10 protein-coding genes are annotated in these 13,814 nt (G+C 71.5%); 4 read left to right on the forward strand and 6 right to left on the reverse strand.

Going from position 1 to position 13,814, the window contains the following annotated elements; all coding sequences use genetic code 11:
* The first annotated feature begins 34 nt into the window (after window positions 1–34).
* Genes IEY30_RS11245 through IEY30_RS11255 form a run of 3 tightly spaced genes read left to right on the forward strand, consistent with a single transcriptional unit; the run spans window position 35 to window position 2,578 of the window.
* Window positions 35–829 (forward strand): ABC transporter permease, encoded by a 795-nt coding sequence (locus IEY30_RS11245; RefSeq protein ID WP_030195695.1) that lies wholly within the window; start codon window positions 35–37, stop codon window positions 827–829.
* Window positions 822–1,640 (forward strand): ABC transporter permease, encoded by an 819-nt coding sequence (locus IEY30_RS11250; protein ID WP_081920392.1) that lies wholly within the window; start codon window positions 822–824, stop codon window positions 1,638–1,640. Before IEY30_RS11245 ends, IEY30_RS11250 begins: the two co-directional genes overlap by 8 nt.
* Window positions 1,637–2,578 (forward strand): ABC transporter ATP-binding protein, encoded by a 942-nt coding sequence (locus IEY30_RS11255; protein ID WP_030195701.1) that lies wholly within the window; start codon window positions 1,637–1,639, stop codon window positions 2,576–2,578. The genes IEY30_RS11250 and IEY30_RS11255 overlap by 4 nt, the downstream gene beginning before the upstream one ends.
* 433 nt (window positions 2,579–3,011) lie before the next feature.
* On the opposite strand, the gene IEY30_RS11260 is transcribed toward IEY30_RS11255, so the two are convergent.
* The 6 genes from IEY30_RS11260 to IEY30_RS11285 all read right to left on the reverse strand — a co-directional run bounded on the left by IEY30_RS11260 (window position 3,012) and on the right by IEY30_RS11285 (window position 11,186).
* Window positions 3,012–3,518 carry an amino-acid N-acetyltransferase gene (locus IEY30_RS11260; protein WP_030195706.1) on the reverse strand — a complete coding sequence of 169 codons (507 nt, stop codon included), beginning with the start codon at window positions 3,516–3,518 and terminating at the stop codon, window positions 3,012–3,014.
* Window positions 3,515–4,774, reverse strand: coding sequence for an LCP family protein (locus tag IEY30_RS11265; RefSeq protein ID WP_156035178.1), 1,260 nt, complete (start codon window positions 4,772–4,774; stop codon window positions 3,515–3,517). Before IEY30_RS11265 ends, IEY30_RS11260 begins: the two co-directional genes overlap by 4 nt.
* Before the next feature lie 22 nt (window positions 4,775–4,796).
* Window positions 4,797–6,128, reverse strand: a complete 1,332-nt coding sequence (locus IEY30_RS11270; protein ID WP_030195717.1) for an FtsX-like permease family protein — start codon at window positions 6,126–6,128, stop codon at window positions 4,797–4,799.
* Window positions 6,125–6,919 (reverse strand): ABC transporter ATP-binding protein, encoded by a 795-nt coding sequence (locus tag IEY30_RS11275; RefSeq protein WP_081920394.1) that lies wholly within the window; start codon window positions 6,917–6,919, stop codon window positions 6,125–6,127. Before IEY30_RS11275 ends, IEY30_RS11270 begins: the two co-directional genes overlap by 4 nt.
* Window positions 6,920–7,105: 186 nt before the next feature.
* Window positions 7,106–9,724, reverse strand: coding sequence for an ATP-dependent Clp protease ATP-binding subunit (locus tag IEY30_RS11280; RefSeq protein ID WP_030195722.1), 2,619 nt, complete (start codon window positions 9,722–9,724; stop codon window positions 7,106–7,108).
* A 523-nt stretch (window positions 9,725–10,247) separates the two neighbouring features.
* Window positions 10,248–11,186 (reverse strand): DUF559 domain-containing protein, encoded by a 939-nt coding sequence (locus tag IEY30_RS11285; protein WP_229674956.1) that lies wholly within the window; start codon window positions 11,184–11,186, stop codon window positions 10,248–10,250.
* A 463-nt stretch (window positions 11,187–11,649) separates the two neighbouring features.
* Between IEY30_RS11285 and IEY30_RS11290 the strand changes: the two genes are divergently transcribed.
* Entirely contained in the window at window positions 11,650–13,812 is a 2,163-nt protein-coding gene (locus IEY30_RS11290) for a S8 family peptidase (protein ID WP_052358407.1), read from the forward strand.
* Window positions 13,813–13,814: the final 2 nt, after the last annotated feature.

Raw genomic sequence — 13,814 nt, forward strand, 5'->3', positions numbered from 1 at the left:
GGGCACGCCGGTCCGAAGGGGGTCTCGACGCACCGTGAAGACCTTCTGGCTACTCGTCCGGGCCGGCTTCCGCCGCCACTCGACCTACCGGCTGGCGCTGCTGGCCGGCACGACGACGAACTCGGTCTTCGGCTTCATCCGTGCCTCGATCCTGCTCGCGGCGCTCGCCTCGGCCGGCACCGCCATCGGCGGCTACGACGCGCCCACGGCGATCGCGTTCGTCTGGTGGGGCCAGGCGCTGCTCGGCACGGTCAACCTGTGGGGCTTTGCCGAGGTCAAGGACCGGGTGCGCACGGGCGACATCGCCGTCGACTTCCTGAGGCCGATCAACCCCCAGCTCGCTTACCTCGCAGGCGATCTCGGCCGCGCCGGCATCAACCTCCTCGGTCGTGGTCTGCCCGCCATCCTGCTCGGGGCGCTGCTCTTCGACATGGCGCCGCCGCCGTCGGCGCTGAGCTGGGTGTCGGGCGCCGTCTCGGTGGTGCTGGCGGTCGTCGTCGCGTTCGCCGGCAACTTCGTCATCAACCTGCTCGCGTTCTGGCTCGTCGAGATCCGGGGCATCACGCTGCTGTGGATGATCACCGGCGGGCTGCTGTGCGGGCTCTACCTGCCCGTGCCATGGTTCCCGGAGTGGCTGCGGACCATCGCCCACTGGTCGCCGTTCCCGTCGATGCTGCAGAACCCCATCGACATCCTCGCCGGCCGCGTCGTCGGGGCGGACATCGCGTCCGCCGTCGCCGTGCAGGTCTTCTGGGCCGTCGCGCTGCTGGGGCTCGGTCAGCTCGTGCTTCGGGCCGGCCGCCGTCGTCTGGAGGTGCAGGGTGGCTGAGGTGACCATGTCCGAGCGGCTGCGCCCCTACCGCGTGCTGCTCGCCTCGCGCGCCCGCGCCCAGATGCAGTACCGCGCGTCGTTCGTCACCGACATCCTCGGGACCGTCGGCGTCGGTCTCGCGGAGTTCGCCGAGGTGTGGGTGATCTTCCACAACGTCGACGTGCTCGGCGGGCTCGACTTCACCGCAGCGCTGCTCGTCTTCGCCCTGTCCAACCTCGCCTTCTCCCTGGCGGACATGTTCGTCGGTCACCTCGACCAGCTGCCGCGCTACATCCGGGCAGGTCAGGTCGACGCGTTCTACGTGCGCCCCCTGCCGCTGCTCGCCCAGCTCATGACGAGCGACCTGTCGCTGCGCCGGGTGGGTCGCCTGACGGTCGCCCTGGTCGCGCTCACCGTCGCGCTGACGACGGCCGACATCGCGTGGTCCGTCGGGACCGTGGTCCTCATCGTGCTGACGGTCGTCAGCGGCACCGCGATCTTCTCCGCGCTCTTCACAGCCGCCGGCGGCCTGCAGTTCTTCCTCGTGGACGGCGCGGAGTTCACCAACGCCTTCACCTACGGCGGGTCGTATGCCGCCCAGCAGAGCCAGCAGGTCTTCCCCGACCCGCTGCGCATCTTCTGGACGTTCGTCATCCCGACCGCCTTCGTCGCCTACATCCCGGCCGTGGCCATCCTCGGCCTGCCGGGTGACCACCTCGCGCCGCCCTGGCTGGCCTGGTGCACGCCCCTCGCGGCCCTGCTCGCGTGGGCCATCGCCGGCCTCTGCTGGAGGCTCGGGACCCGTCACTACCAAGGAGCCGGCGGATGAGCATCCCCACCGTCATCGAGACGCGCGAGCTCGTGCGTGACTTCAAGAAGACCCGCGCCGTCGACCGCATGACCTTCTCGATCGAGCCGGGCGAGGCCGTCGGATACATCGGTGCCAACGGCGCCGGCAAGTCGACGACGATCAAGATGCTGACCGGCATCCTCAAGCCGACGTCGGGTCACGTGCGCACCTGCGGGCTGGACCCCATGCGCCAGCGGGTGGAGGTCGCCCGGCGCGTCGGCGTCGTCTTCGGACAGCGCTCGCAGCTGTGGTGGGACCTGCCGCTGCGCGACTCGTTCGCCATCCTCGGTGCCATCCACCGCATGGACGAGCCGACCACCCGGGCCCGCACCGACCTGCTCGTCGACCAGCTCGAGATGGGACCCCAGCTCGGCATCCCGGTGCGCTCCCTCTCGCTGGGCCAGCGGATGCGCGCCGAGATCGCCGCCGCCCTGCTCCACTCGCCGGAGCTGCTCATCCTCGACGAGCCGACCATCGGCCTGGACGTGCTCTCCAAGCAGCGGCTGCGCGAGTTCCTCGTGGCCGAGCGTCGGGAGCGGGGCACGACGCTGCTGCTCACGACGCACGACATGGGCGACATCGAGCGGCTCTGCGACCGCGTGCTCGTCGTCGACCGCGGACGCCTAGCCTTCGACGGCACCCTGCCAGGTCTCGCCAGCACCGTCGGGGCGCAGCGCATGCTCGTCATCGACCTCGCCACGCCGACCCCCGACCTGCACGACGTGCCCGGCGCGACCCTCGTCGAGAGTGAGTCGGGCGGCCTGCGTCAGCGCCTCGCGTTCGACGCCGAGACGACGACGGTCGCGGCCGTGCTCGCCCACGTCTCGTCGCGCCACGAGGTGCGCGACCTGACGATCGAGGAGCCCGACATCGAGGACGTCGTCCGACGCATCTACGCCGCCTCCGGCCGAGGCTGACCCGCCGACCCCCTCCACCCCCTGCACCCGTCGAGTGGCCTCCTGACCTCACCCGCCCCACGGCGTAGGCCGTCCGCCGTGTGACTCGTGGGACGGGGCGGCCACTCGAGTGACGGCGTCGGCCCGTTGGCACAGTCGAGTGGCCCCGCGGCCACAGCTGCCCCACGCGTATGCCGTCCGCAGTGTGGCTGGTGGGACGGGGCGGCCACTCGAGTGATGGGGTCGGCCCGTTGGCTCAGTCGAGTGGCCGCGTGACCTCATCTGCTCCACCTGCAGGCGGTCCCGCGTGTGACGGGTGGGGCGGGGCGGCCACTCGAGTGACGGCGTCGGCCCGTTGGCTCAGTCGAGTGGCCTCTCGGCCACACCTGCCCCACGCGTAGGCCGTCCGCCGTGTGGCTGGTGGGGCGGGGCGGCCACTCGAGTGAGGGAGGGGTCAGAGGGTGCGGAGCATCCGGGTGTTGCCGAGGGTGTTGGGCTTGACCCGCTCGAGGTCGAGGAACTCGGCGACACCCTCGTCGTAGGAGCGGAGCAGCTCGGCGTAGACGTCCATCGGGACGGCCTGCCCCTCGATGACCTCGAACCCGTGCCGGACGAAGAAGTCGGTCTCGAAGGTCAGGCAGAAGAGTCGCTCGACGCCGATCTCGCGCGCGTCCTCCACGAGCGCCTCGAGCAGGCGGCCACCGAGGCCGGTGCCGAGCTGGTCGGGGGCGACGGCGAGGGTGCGGATCTCGGCGAGGTCCTCCCACATGACGTGCAGGGCGCCGCAGCCGACGACGCGACCGTCGAGGTCGGCGACCCGGAACTCCTGGAGGCTCTCGAAGTAGGTCACCGCCTCCTTGCTGACGAGCACCCGTCGCTCGGCCAGCGGTGCCACGAGGGCGCGGATCGCGCGGACGTCGGCGGTGCGCGCCCGCCGGATGACCGGCTGCCCGTCGCTCACGAGAGGTTCCCGTCGCGGAACTCGGCGAAGAGGCTGCGGGCCTCGGCGCCGAGGATGACGATCGACTGTTTGCCGGCCCACCCGAACGCGCCCTTGGCGACGCCGCGCCCGACCTTGAGCGGGCTCAGCTGGTGCAGGCCGGCGGTGAAGGTGAGGATCTGCTCGGCCGTGAGGTTGCTCTTGCCCACCTTGCTGAAGCTGGTGAGCGCGGCCGGGATGGCGATCGGCCCGGCCAGCTTGGCCTTGACCGCGGCGGCGAGGATGACCTCGCCCTGGTGGCGGGAGCGCCCGAAGTCCCCGTCGGGCAACGTCTTCCGCTCACGCGCGTAGGCCAGCGCCTGGGCGCCCGACAGGGTCTGCGCGCCGGCCTTGATGACCATGTTCTTGGCGTGCGACGCGACCACGGTCTTGGGGATGACGATGGGGATGCCGCCCTGCTCGTCGACGATCTTCTTGAACCCGGTGAAACCGAGGACGACGTAGCCCTTGACCGGGAGACCGGTGACCTGCTTGACGGTGCTGACCTGCGCCTTGGGCCCCCCGGCGACCATGGCCGAGTTGATCTTGCCCTTGCCCCCGGTCGACAGCGGCACCCACAGGTCGCGGGCCATGCCCATGACGCCGCCGCCACCCTTGCCGTCGATGCCGATGACCTGGAGCACGTCGGCGCGGGTGCGCTCGAGCGGCTGGCCCTTGCGGGCGTCGGAGCCGATGGCGAGCACCCAGCGGGGGCCGCCCCCGAGGCTGGGCTTCGTGACACCGAGCGAGGGCCACCAGCCGCCGACGACCTTCCACGTCGGCCCGACGGCGAGGGTCACGTCGTCGCCCGCGGTGACGACGGCCACCGGCGTGCCCATCCACGAGCCGATCTTGGCCGTGGCCGTCACCGGGCCGCTCACGCTCTTGCGTGCCTTGAGCGCGGCCGCTGCGGAGGGAGAGGACGTATGCGTGAGGTCGCCCCCGGCATACACCTTCGAGACGAGCGTGGCGAGGGGCGCAGGCGCTCCTGTGACCCGGACACCCGAGGTCGACGTCGCCGACCCGGGGGCGCTCCCGTCGGAGGTGGAACCCGACGACCCGGACGACCCCGACGGGCTCGGGGCGTCCGTCGAGCACCCGGCGAGGGCGACGCCGACAGCCGCGACCACGCACAGGGAGCGCGCTGCCGTCGACCTGCGGGTCCGGCGCGCGGGGCGCCTGCCGGACGGGCGCCTGCGCTGCTGCACGGGGTCGGTGGGGCGGTGCTGGGAGGTCACCGCCCCACCGTAGACGACCGGTTCACGCGACGCGGGAGGCCGCCCGCACGAGGGAGCGCGACGCCAGCACGGAGGCCAGCACGACCGCTCCGGCGACCACCGACGTGACGACGAAGCGCACGACGAGCGCGGTGTCGATGGCGTTGGTGAAGGGCAGCATGAGCACGAGGACGAACCCCGCGGACAGCACGACCGTCATGGCGAGCGGCAGGGCGACCTCGAGGGCGCGGGCCCGGTGCAACGAGCCCTCGCTCGTGCCGGCGAGCGCGAGGGCGCGGTACTGCTCGCGCTGGTCGAGCACGCGGGCAGCCTGCACGACCCCCGTCGACGTGGCCCCGACGATCGTGATGATGACGAGGGTGACGAGCGCGCCCGTGCCGAGGTCGTCCGCGAGGTAGGCCTCGAGCGGGGTCCGCGGCTCGTCGACCTGCGCCAGGCTCGTGAAGCCGACCACGGCGACCGCAAGGCCCAGCGCCCCGACCGCGCGCCACGTGCTCTTCGGGTCGTCGGCGATGCGTCGGGCGGCGAGCAGCGTGGCCGCGGTCGGCGCGAGGCGGGCGGCGATGCGACCGGCCACCATGACGACCCAGGGGCCGACCGCGTTGACCGCGAGGATCACCGCGCCGAGCACGACGACGATGGTCATCCGCTGCGGCTCCTTCATCGGGGTGATGACGAGCACCCACGCCGCACCGGCGGCCACGGCGACGAGCAGGCGCAGGACGCTGAGCCGCTTCGGGCTCGTGCGGGCCGCGACGCCGAGCGGGCTTATGGCCACGCGCGCCAGGCTGGACGCGCCCGACAGGACCGAGACCACGACGACGGCCGCGACGACGGCGAGGACCTGCCCCAAGGGGAGCACGAGCTCACGCAGCTCGAACGGCCGCCCCTGGAAGCTCAGACGCGCCACGAGCGGCAGGACGGCGAGGTAGAGCACGAGACCGCACAGCGCGCCGACGAGGGCCTGCGCCGCGGCCTCGGCGAGCGTCATGAGCGTCACCTGGCCCGACGTGGCGCCGGCCAGGCGCAGCGCCGCGAGACGCTGGTCGCGACGCGCGATGGCTAGGCGGGCGGCGACCCCGCCGAGGGTGAGGATCGGGATGACCATGCACGTCGTCGCGACCCAGGCAAGGGTCACGTAGAGGTTGCCGAGCGCTGCCTCATCGGTCAGGGGCCCGTCGAGGCCACCGGGCGGCGTCGGGTTGCGGGCCTCGAAGGCAGCCAGTCCGGCGACGCAGACGAGCAGCGCCGCCGTCGCGACGGCGAAAGAGACGACGGCCAGGACGCCCGGCACGCGGTTGTCAGCGGCCCCGGCCCGTCGCAGGCGCCACCACAGAACGGTCGCGGCCCTCATCGCGCGCTGCCTGGGCTCGCCTGTGCCGCAACGGTTCCGGTCGCGATCCTGCCGTCACGCACCCGGAGCACCCCGTGGCACCACCGGGCGACGTTCTCGTCGTGCGTGACGACGACGAGTGAGGCGCCGGTGTGGGCCGCGAGCCGGGTCAGGTGCTGCATGACCTCGGCGCTCGTCGTCTGGTCGAGGGCGCCGGTCGGCTCGTCCGCGAAGACGACGCCGGGCCGCGCGACGAGGGCCCGGGCGATGGCAACGCGCTGCGCCTGGCCGCCCGAGAGCTCACCGGGACGTCGCTTCTCCAGGCCCGCGAGACCGAGCGGGGCGAAGAGGGCAGCGGCCCGGCCCGAGGCCTCCGAGCGGGAGACGCCGTCGAGCATGAGCGGTAGCGCGACGTTCTCGATCGCCGGCAGCTCTGGCAGGAGCATGCCCTGCTGGAAGACGAAGCCGAAGTCCCGGCGGCGCAGCACGGTGCGCTCGCGGTCCGACATCCGCGCGATGTCCCGGCCGCGCCACAGCACCTGGCCACCCGTCGGGCGCAGGATGCCGGCGAGCACGTGCAGCAGGGTCGTCTTGCCGGAGCCCGACGGGCCCATGACGGCCACGCTCTCCCCGGCGCGCACCGTCACGTCGACGCCGCCCAGGGCCGGGGGACCGGCCGCGCTCGAGCGGCCCGAGCGGCCGTAGGTCATGACGAGGTCGCGGGCGACGAGGTCGCGGGCGGGATCCTGAGCGGGATCGCGGGTGGGGTCAGGGGCGGGGGCGGCTGTCGCCGTGGGGTCGTGGTGGCTCATGGCACCCAGCGTCGCCGGGAAGGGTGCGGCCCCACATCGGGCCGTGGTCCCCCTCCGGGGCGGACGGCATACGACCTCGGTATGACGGCGCCATGAGGTCGCTACGACGGCGGGGGCCAGCCACGTACGCCGAAGGGGCCGGGGACGTGTGTCCCCGACCCCTTCGGTCGATCAGCCTCGCGGCGCTCAGCGCTCCGTGCCGGTCAACCCCGCGTCGGGGTAGACCTGGTCGTCGGGCACGGACGGTCCGGTCGTGATGTTGACCCCGAGCGCCTCGTCGAGGGCAGCGCCCTCGGGAAGCTCCGGGAGGTCATCGGCCGGACGGTGCGCGGCGTCCGGGTGGGCCATGTCGGAGAAGGTGAACTTCTCCTCCTTGCCCTCGCCCTCGGTGTCGATCTTGATGTACTGACCGGAGCCGAACTCGGCGAAGAGGATCTTCTCCGACAGGGCGTCCTCGATCTCGCGCTGGATGGTGCGGCGCAGCGGGCGCGCACCGAGCACGGGGTCATAGCCCTTCTTGGCAAGCAGGTCCTTGGCCGCGGGCGTGAGCTCGATGCCCATGTCCTTGTCCTTGAGCCGCTTGTCGAGCTTGGCGATCTCGAGGTCGACGATCTGCGTGATCTCCGCCCTGTTGAGGTGCGGGAACACGATGGTGTCGTCGACACGGTTGAGGAACTCGGGCCGGAAGTGCTGCTTGAGCTCGTCGGTGACCTTCGCCTTCATCCGCTCGTAGTCCGAGCGGCTGTCGGGTCCGGCCGAGAAGCCCATGTTGGCCTTGGAGATGTCCCTCGTGCCGAGGTTGGTCGTCATGATGATGACGGTGTTCTTGAAGTCGACCATCCGACCCTGGGAGTCGGTGAGGCGGCCGTCCTCGAGCACCTGCAGCAGCGAGTTGAAGATCTCCGGGTGGGCCTTCTCGACCTCGTCGAAGAGCACGACGGAGAACGGCTTGCGGCGCACCTTCTCGGTGAGCTGGCCGCCCTCCTCGTAGCCGACGTAGCCAGGGGGCGAGCCGAACAGGCGGCTCACCGTGTGCTTCTCGGAGTACTCGGACATGTCGAGCTGGATCAGCGCGTCCTCGCTGCCGAAGAGGAACTCGGCGAGCGTCTTGGCGAGCTCGGTCTTACCGACACCGGTGGGGCCGGCGAAGATGAACGAGCCACCGGGGCGGCGCGGGTCCTTCAGGCCTGCACGGGTGCGGCGGATCGCCTGGGACAGCGCCTTGACGGCGTCGTCCATGCCGACGATGCGCTTGTGCAGCTCGTCCTCCATGTGGAGCAGTCGGCTCGACTCCTCCTCGGTCAGCTTGAACACCGGGATGCCGGTGCTCGCAGCCAGGACCTCGGCGATGAGCTCCTCGTCGACCTCGGCCACGACGTCCATGTCGCCCGACTTCCACTGGGCCTCACGGGCGGCCTTCTCCTGACGGAGGCGCTTCTCGTCGTCGCGGACGCGGGCCGCACGCTCGAAGTCCTGGCCGTCGATGGCCGACTCCTTCTCGCGCACGAGCGCCGCGATCTTCTCGTCGAACTCGCGCAGGTCCGGCGGAGCCGTCATCCGGCGGATGCGCAGTCGCGCGCCCGCCTCGTCGATGAGGTCGATCGCCTTGTCGGGCAGGAAGCGGTCGTTGACGTAGCGGTCGGCCATGTTGGCCGCCGCGACGAGGGCGCCGTCGGTGATCGTCACGCGGTGGTGCGCCTCGTAGCGGTCACGCAGACCCTTGAGGATCTCGATGGCGTGCGGCAGCGTCGGCTCCTGCACCTGGATCGGCTGGAAGCGCCGCTCGAGGGCCGAGTCCTTCTCGATGTGCTTGCGGTACTCGTCGAGCGTCGTCGCACCGATCGTCTGCAGCTCACCACGGGCGAGCATCGGCTTGAGGATCGACGCGGCGTCGATGGCGCCCTCGGCGGCACCCGCACCGACGAGCGTGTGGATCTCGTCGATGAAGATGATGATGTCGCCGCGGGTGCGGATCTCCTTGAGGACCTTCTTCAGCCGCTCCTCGAAGTCACCGCGGTAGCGGCTGCCGGCCACGAGCGAGCCGAGGTCGAGGGTGTAGAGCTGCTTGTCCTTGAGCGTCTCGGGCACCTCGCCCTTGACGATGTCCTGGGCGAGGCCCTCGACGACGGCGGTCTTGCCGACGCCGGGCTCACCGATGAGGACGGGGTTGTTCTTCGTGCGGCGGGACAGCACCTGCATGACCCGCTCGATCTCCTTCTCACGCCCGATGACCGGGTCGAGCTTGCCCTCGCGGGCCGCCTGCGTGAGGTTGCGACCGAACTGGTCGAGCACGAGGGAGCCCGCGGGCGTGCCCTCTGCCTGGCCCTGGCCGACGCCGGCGCCGGCCTTCTCGCCGCTCTGGCCACCCTGGTAGCCGGAGAGCAGCTGGATGACCTGCTGGCGGACCTTGTTCAGCTCTGCGCCGAGCTTGACGAGGACCTGGGCGGCGACGCCCTCGCCCTCGCGGATCAGGCCGAGCAGGATGTGCTCGGTGCCGATGTAGCTGTGGCCGAGCTGGAGTGCCTCGCGGAGCGAGTACTCGAGAACCTTCTTCGCGCGGGGCGTGAAGGGGATGTGGCCGGTCGGGGCCTGCTGCCCCTGGCCGATGATCTCCTGGACCTGGGCCCGGACCGCTTCGAGCGAGATGTCGAGCGACTCGAGGGCCTTCGCGGCGACGCCTTCGCCTTCGTGGATCAGACCCAGGAGGATGTGCTCGGTCCCGATGTAGTTGTGGTTGAGCAGGCGCGCTTCCTCCTGCGCGAGGACAACCACCCTTCGGGCCCTGTCGGTGAACCGTTCGAACATGTTCTTCTCCTGACTGATCGAGAGACATCTCGATGCTATCCGTGCCCGCTGTGGACGAGCACACCCCGACCAACGCGAGGCGTGCGCGTCCTGTTCCCCATCCTGAGCGTGATCGGCTCAGGTTCCGCCTCTGTTCGCCGTGAGCGGACATCGTGCCCGGTCCCGAGGGGACGGCGGCGGCGCGGGGCTCATGGAGGGCATACCCGGAGCGACGGCGCGGACTCACGAGCAGCGATGCGCCGCCTGCTCGCGCCTGGACGCTCTTCCTCCGCCGGGCCGGAGTTGTCGTGGTGACTCCGCCTCCCCTGCCTCGGTTTCTCCGCCCGGGTGAGGTTGTTGGTGGCAGATCGCACGGCAGGGCCCACTTTCTCCGCCGGGGCGGAGTTGTTGCGGCGCCTGGCCTCCGGAGGCCGCGGTTTCTCCGCCGAGGCGGAGTTGCTGTGGTGCGGCCGCGTCCTGAGGCACCGGTTTCTTCGTCGGGGCGGAGTTGTCGAGGTGGCGGCTGAACCGCGAAGGCGCATCGTCACGCAGGCAGCGCGAGGTCGCCTGCTCGGCCGGCGAAATGACGGCGCCACTCGTCCTTGAGAGGAGGCACGGTCATGCCCCGTTGCCGCATGGCGCGGGTGATGCGTCCGAGCGTTCGCGCCGGCGTGCTGTGGATGTCCTTGGACACGATCACCAGACGCCGCACCCCACCGTCGTCGAGCTCCTCGTCGCGGTCGATGTCGTGGTGCCACTGCTCCTCTGACTCTGCGTGGTGGCGTCCGTCGTACTCGATGATCAGTCGGTGAGCGAGGTAGGCGAGGTCGTAACGCCGGAGCAGTGTCCCGTCGCTGTCGTGCACCCGGTGGTCGACCTCCGGTTCCGGCAGCCCTGCCAGGACGATCAGGAGGCGCAGCTTCGTCTCCATCGCCGAGTCGACGCCGGCGCGAACGAGCTGCGCCGCGCGCCGAGCCAGCCTCGAGTGCGGACCGCTGTGCTTCTCGGCCATCGTGACCAGGTGGTCGGGCGTGAAGCGTTTCCGCCGGACCAAGGAGTCACCGAGGATGACGAGGTCGACGAGTCCGAGCAGGTGGCTCATGTCGAGGAAGGTCTGGATCGGGCCGGTGATGGGCAGCCCCCTCCACCGCACGACCTGCTGTCGCGCCTTGGGCCGATGGGCAGCGATGCCGGAACATTGGGCTCGCATGCGCGGATAGGTCACGTGGACGTCGGGGTGATCCGGCACTACGCCGCCCCACAGGCGCGCCGCCGTGTGGTGCGAGAGATAGCTGCCCGGTTCGGCCAGCAGCAGCGCTCCCTCCGCGAGTAGTCGGTGGGTCACCGGGGTCTGGGCCGCGACGTAGACCCCGCGGAAGAGTGCCCGATGCGCCCGGCGGAAGCGCCAGTCGCTCAGATGGTCCCCGGCCTCGTCCGCGCGCAGGAATGGGCTGTCGCTCGGCTTGGTGGCGTCGAACTCCATTGGGCCACTGTGGAACACGCGGACCTCTCCGCGTCGCGGTCATCCACAGTGCGCCGTCCTGGCGCCTGCCTTTCTACGCCAGGGCGGACTTCTCGTGGTGGTTCGGGGTGCTCACGCCTCAATTACTCCGCCGCGGCGGAGAAGCCGGGGTGTGGCGAAGTGCAGGGGGCGGATTTGTCCGCCCGGGCGTAGAAGCCGAGGTGGCTGGGGGTGCCCGGGCCTCGATCTGTCCGCCCGGGCGAAGAAGCGCGGGGTCGCGAGCGGGAGGCCGTCGAGCCTGCGCACGCCGTGCGGCATACGGCGTGCGTATGCCGTGTGGCCCGGTTCGCCCGTATCGACCCGTATCGGCCCACCGCGCCCCCGCCGTATCAGGCGCGCCGCGATCGGCCTCCGAAAGGCATCGGCCGTCAGGGTCCGGTGGCACGGGCGGGGGCCGCCCGGAACTTCAACGAAGGAGGCAGTGATGCCAGCCAAGCGTCGTTCGACGGGTCGAGGCAAGCCGACGCAGCCGAGCTCCCAGTGGGAGCCGGTCTTCACCAGCGAGGCCGACACCGTCATCCCGGGTGAGCTCCTGCTCACCCTCGTCCCGTCCGCAGCCGACTCGATGACCGCGTCGGTGCCGGTCCACCCGTCCGGGCCGGTCGAGTCCGGCGCCCGGTCGCTCGGCGTCGACGACCTCGACACCGTCCTGGCGCGCCTCGGCGCCCACGACGTCACGCGACTCGCCCTGCCCGGTCCCACCGGCGCCGCCGAGGCGGACGCCGCCACCCGGGGGCTCGAGGTGACCGAGGAGCAGGTGCTCGCGCGGTCGTTCAGGGTGCGCGTCGACCTCCGAACCGACATCGCCGACGCGGTGGCGGAGCTCGAGGCGCTCGACAGCGTCGAGGCCGCCGAGCCGAACCGCTACCGCGAGACGTCGGTCGTGCCCAACGACCCGAGCTACGGCTCCGAGTGGGGGCTGGCCAAGATCAACGCCCCCGCCGCGTGGGACCGCACCACGGGCTCGGCGAGCGTCGTCGTCGGCGTCATCGACACCGGCATCGACCTGGACCACCCGGACCTCGTCGGCAACATCGTCCCGGGCTACGACATGGTCGACCTCGGGACGAGCCCCACCGCGCCGGCCGGCTTCCGGTTCGAGGGCGACTTCTCCGGTCGCGACTCCGTGCCCGAGGACGAGGTGGGCCACGGCTCCCACGTCGCGGGCACCATCGCAGCGATGTCCAACAACGCGCTCGGGGTCGCCGGCGTGACGTGGCAGTGCAAGATCATGCCCGTCAAGGCGCTGACCCGGATGGTCCGGATCTCCGACGGCCAGGTCCGTGGCGTCGGCTCGTCCGCCGACATCGCCGCCGCGGTGCGCTACGCCGCCGACAACGGGGCCTCGGTCATCAACATGAGCCTCGGCTCGTCGGGCACGACCACCGTCGAGAGCAGCGCCATCGCGTATGCCATCAGCCGCGGCGTCGTCGTGGTGGCCGCGATGGGCAACGACGGCACGTCGAACCCGTCGTACCCCGCGGCCTACCCGGACGTCGTGTCGGTCGGCGCGATCGACAGCGCCGACCACCGCGCGTCCTTCTCGCAGACCGGACCGCACATCGACGTCGTCGCACCCGGAGTCGGCGTCCTGTCGACCTACCTCGCAGCCGGTTACGGCACCCTGTCGGGAACGTCGATGGCGACGCCGCACGTCGCCGGCGTCGCGGCCCTCATCCGGTCGGTCAAGCCGAGCGCGACGGTCGCCGAGGTGACGGACATCCTTCGTACGACGGCTCGCCCGCTCCGTGACGCCCCCGGCGACCCGGTCCCCAACGATTCGTACGGCTGGGGCTGCGTCGACGCGGCCGCGGCCGTGAACCGGGCCGCGCCCATCTTCACGAGGCTGCGGACGCCGGTCCTGCCGTGCCGGCCGCCGCTCACGCTCCCGCCGATCTGTGGGCCGATCCGGACGCCGATCCAGTTCTGCCCGCCGCCGCGGACGATGATCTGCCCGGTCGTCTCCCCGGCGTGCCCGCCGACGATCACGCCGGTCACGACGACCCCCATCACCAGGACTCCCGTGACGCCGACGATCGGCCGGCCCGGGCTGGGCGGCGGCGCCGGAGCAGCGGGGCCCGCGGGCTACGACCCGTACGGCTACCTCGGAGGCGCGGGCCAGGTGCCCGAGGAGCAGGGCGCATCCGAGGGGCAGGGCGGCAGCTACGAGGAGGGCTACGCCGACGGGTATGCCGCGGCGCTGGCGCAGGTGCAGCAGGAGCTCGGTTCCGAGCAGGGAGTCGACGGCGGGGAGACCGCCGGAGGCGGTGGGAACGACGAGATCGGCTACCAGCCCGGGCCGTTCGTCCGGCTGCGCACCCCGGTGCTCGCCTGCATCCCCATCACGACGATGACGCCTCCGAGGTCGCCGTACTGGTGGCGGTGCCCGCAGCCGCCTCGCACCGTGATCGAGCCGCAGTGCTACCAGGTCACGCCCACGCCGTGGACGATCACCCCGACGATCACGACGACGTTCCCGCCGACCGGGCCGACGACGCCCGTCCAGGGTGGTCCCGGCGGCTTCGAGGGTGGCCTCGGCGGCTACGGCGGCTACGACCCCTACGGGCAGTCTCCCTTCCAGGGCTGAGT

Origin of the sequence: Terrabacter tumescens, from assembly GCF_014646815.1 — a bacterium.
Taxonomy (GTDB): domain Bacteria; phylum Actinomycetota; class Actinomycetes; order Actinomycetales; family Dermatophilaceae; genus Terrabacter; species Terrabacter tumescens.

What these genes read in the sequence shown, in the direction of transcription:
- IEY30_RS11255 (WP_030195701.1), top strand. Translation starts at nt 1,637, where the DNA reads ATGAGCATCCCCACCGTCATCGAGACGCGCGAGCTCGTGCGTGACTTC.
- IEY30_RS11270 (WP_030195717.1), bottom strand. Translation starts at nt 6,128, where the DNA reads ATGAGGGCCGCGACCGTTCTGTGGTGGCGCCTGCGACGGGCCGGGGCC.
- IEY30_RS11275 (WP_081920394.1), bottom strand. Translation starts at nt 6,919, where the DNA reads ATGAGCCACCACGACCCCACGGCGACAGCCGCCCCCGCCCCTGACCCC.
- IEY30_RS11280 (WP_030195722.1), bottom strand. Translation starts at nt 9,724, where the DNA reads ATGTTCGAACGGTTCACCGACAGGGCCCGAAGGGTGGTTGTCCTCGCG.
- IEY30_RS11285 (WP_229674956.1), bottom strand. Translation starts at nt 11,186, where the DNA reads ATGGAGTTCGACGCCACCAAGCCGAGCGACAGCCCATTCCTGCGCGCG.
- IEY30_RS11290 (WP_052358407.1), top strand. Translation starts at nt 11,650, where the DNA reads ATGCCAGCCAAGCGTCGTTCGACGGGTCGAGGCAAGCCGACGCAGCCG.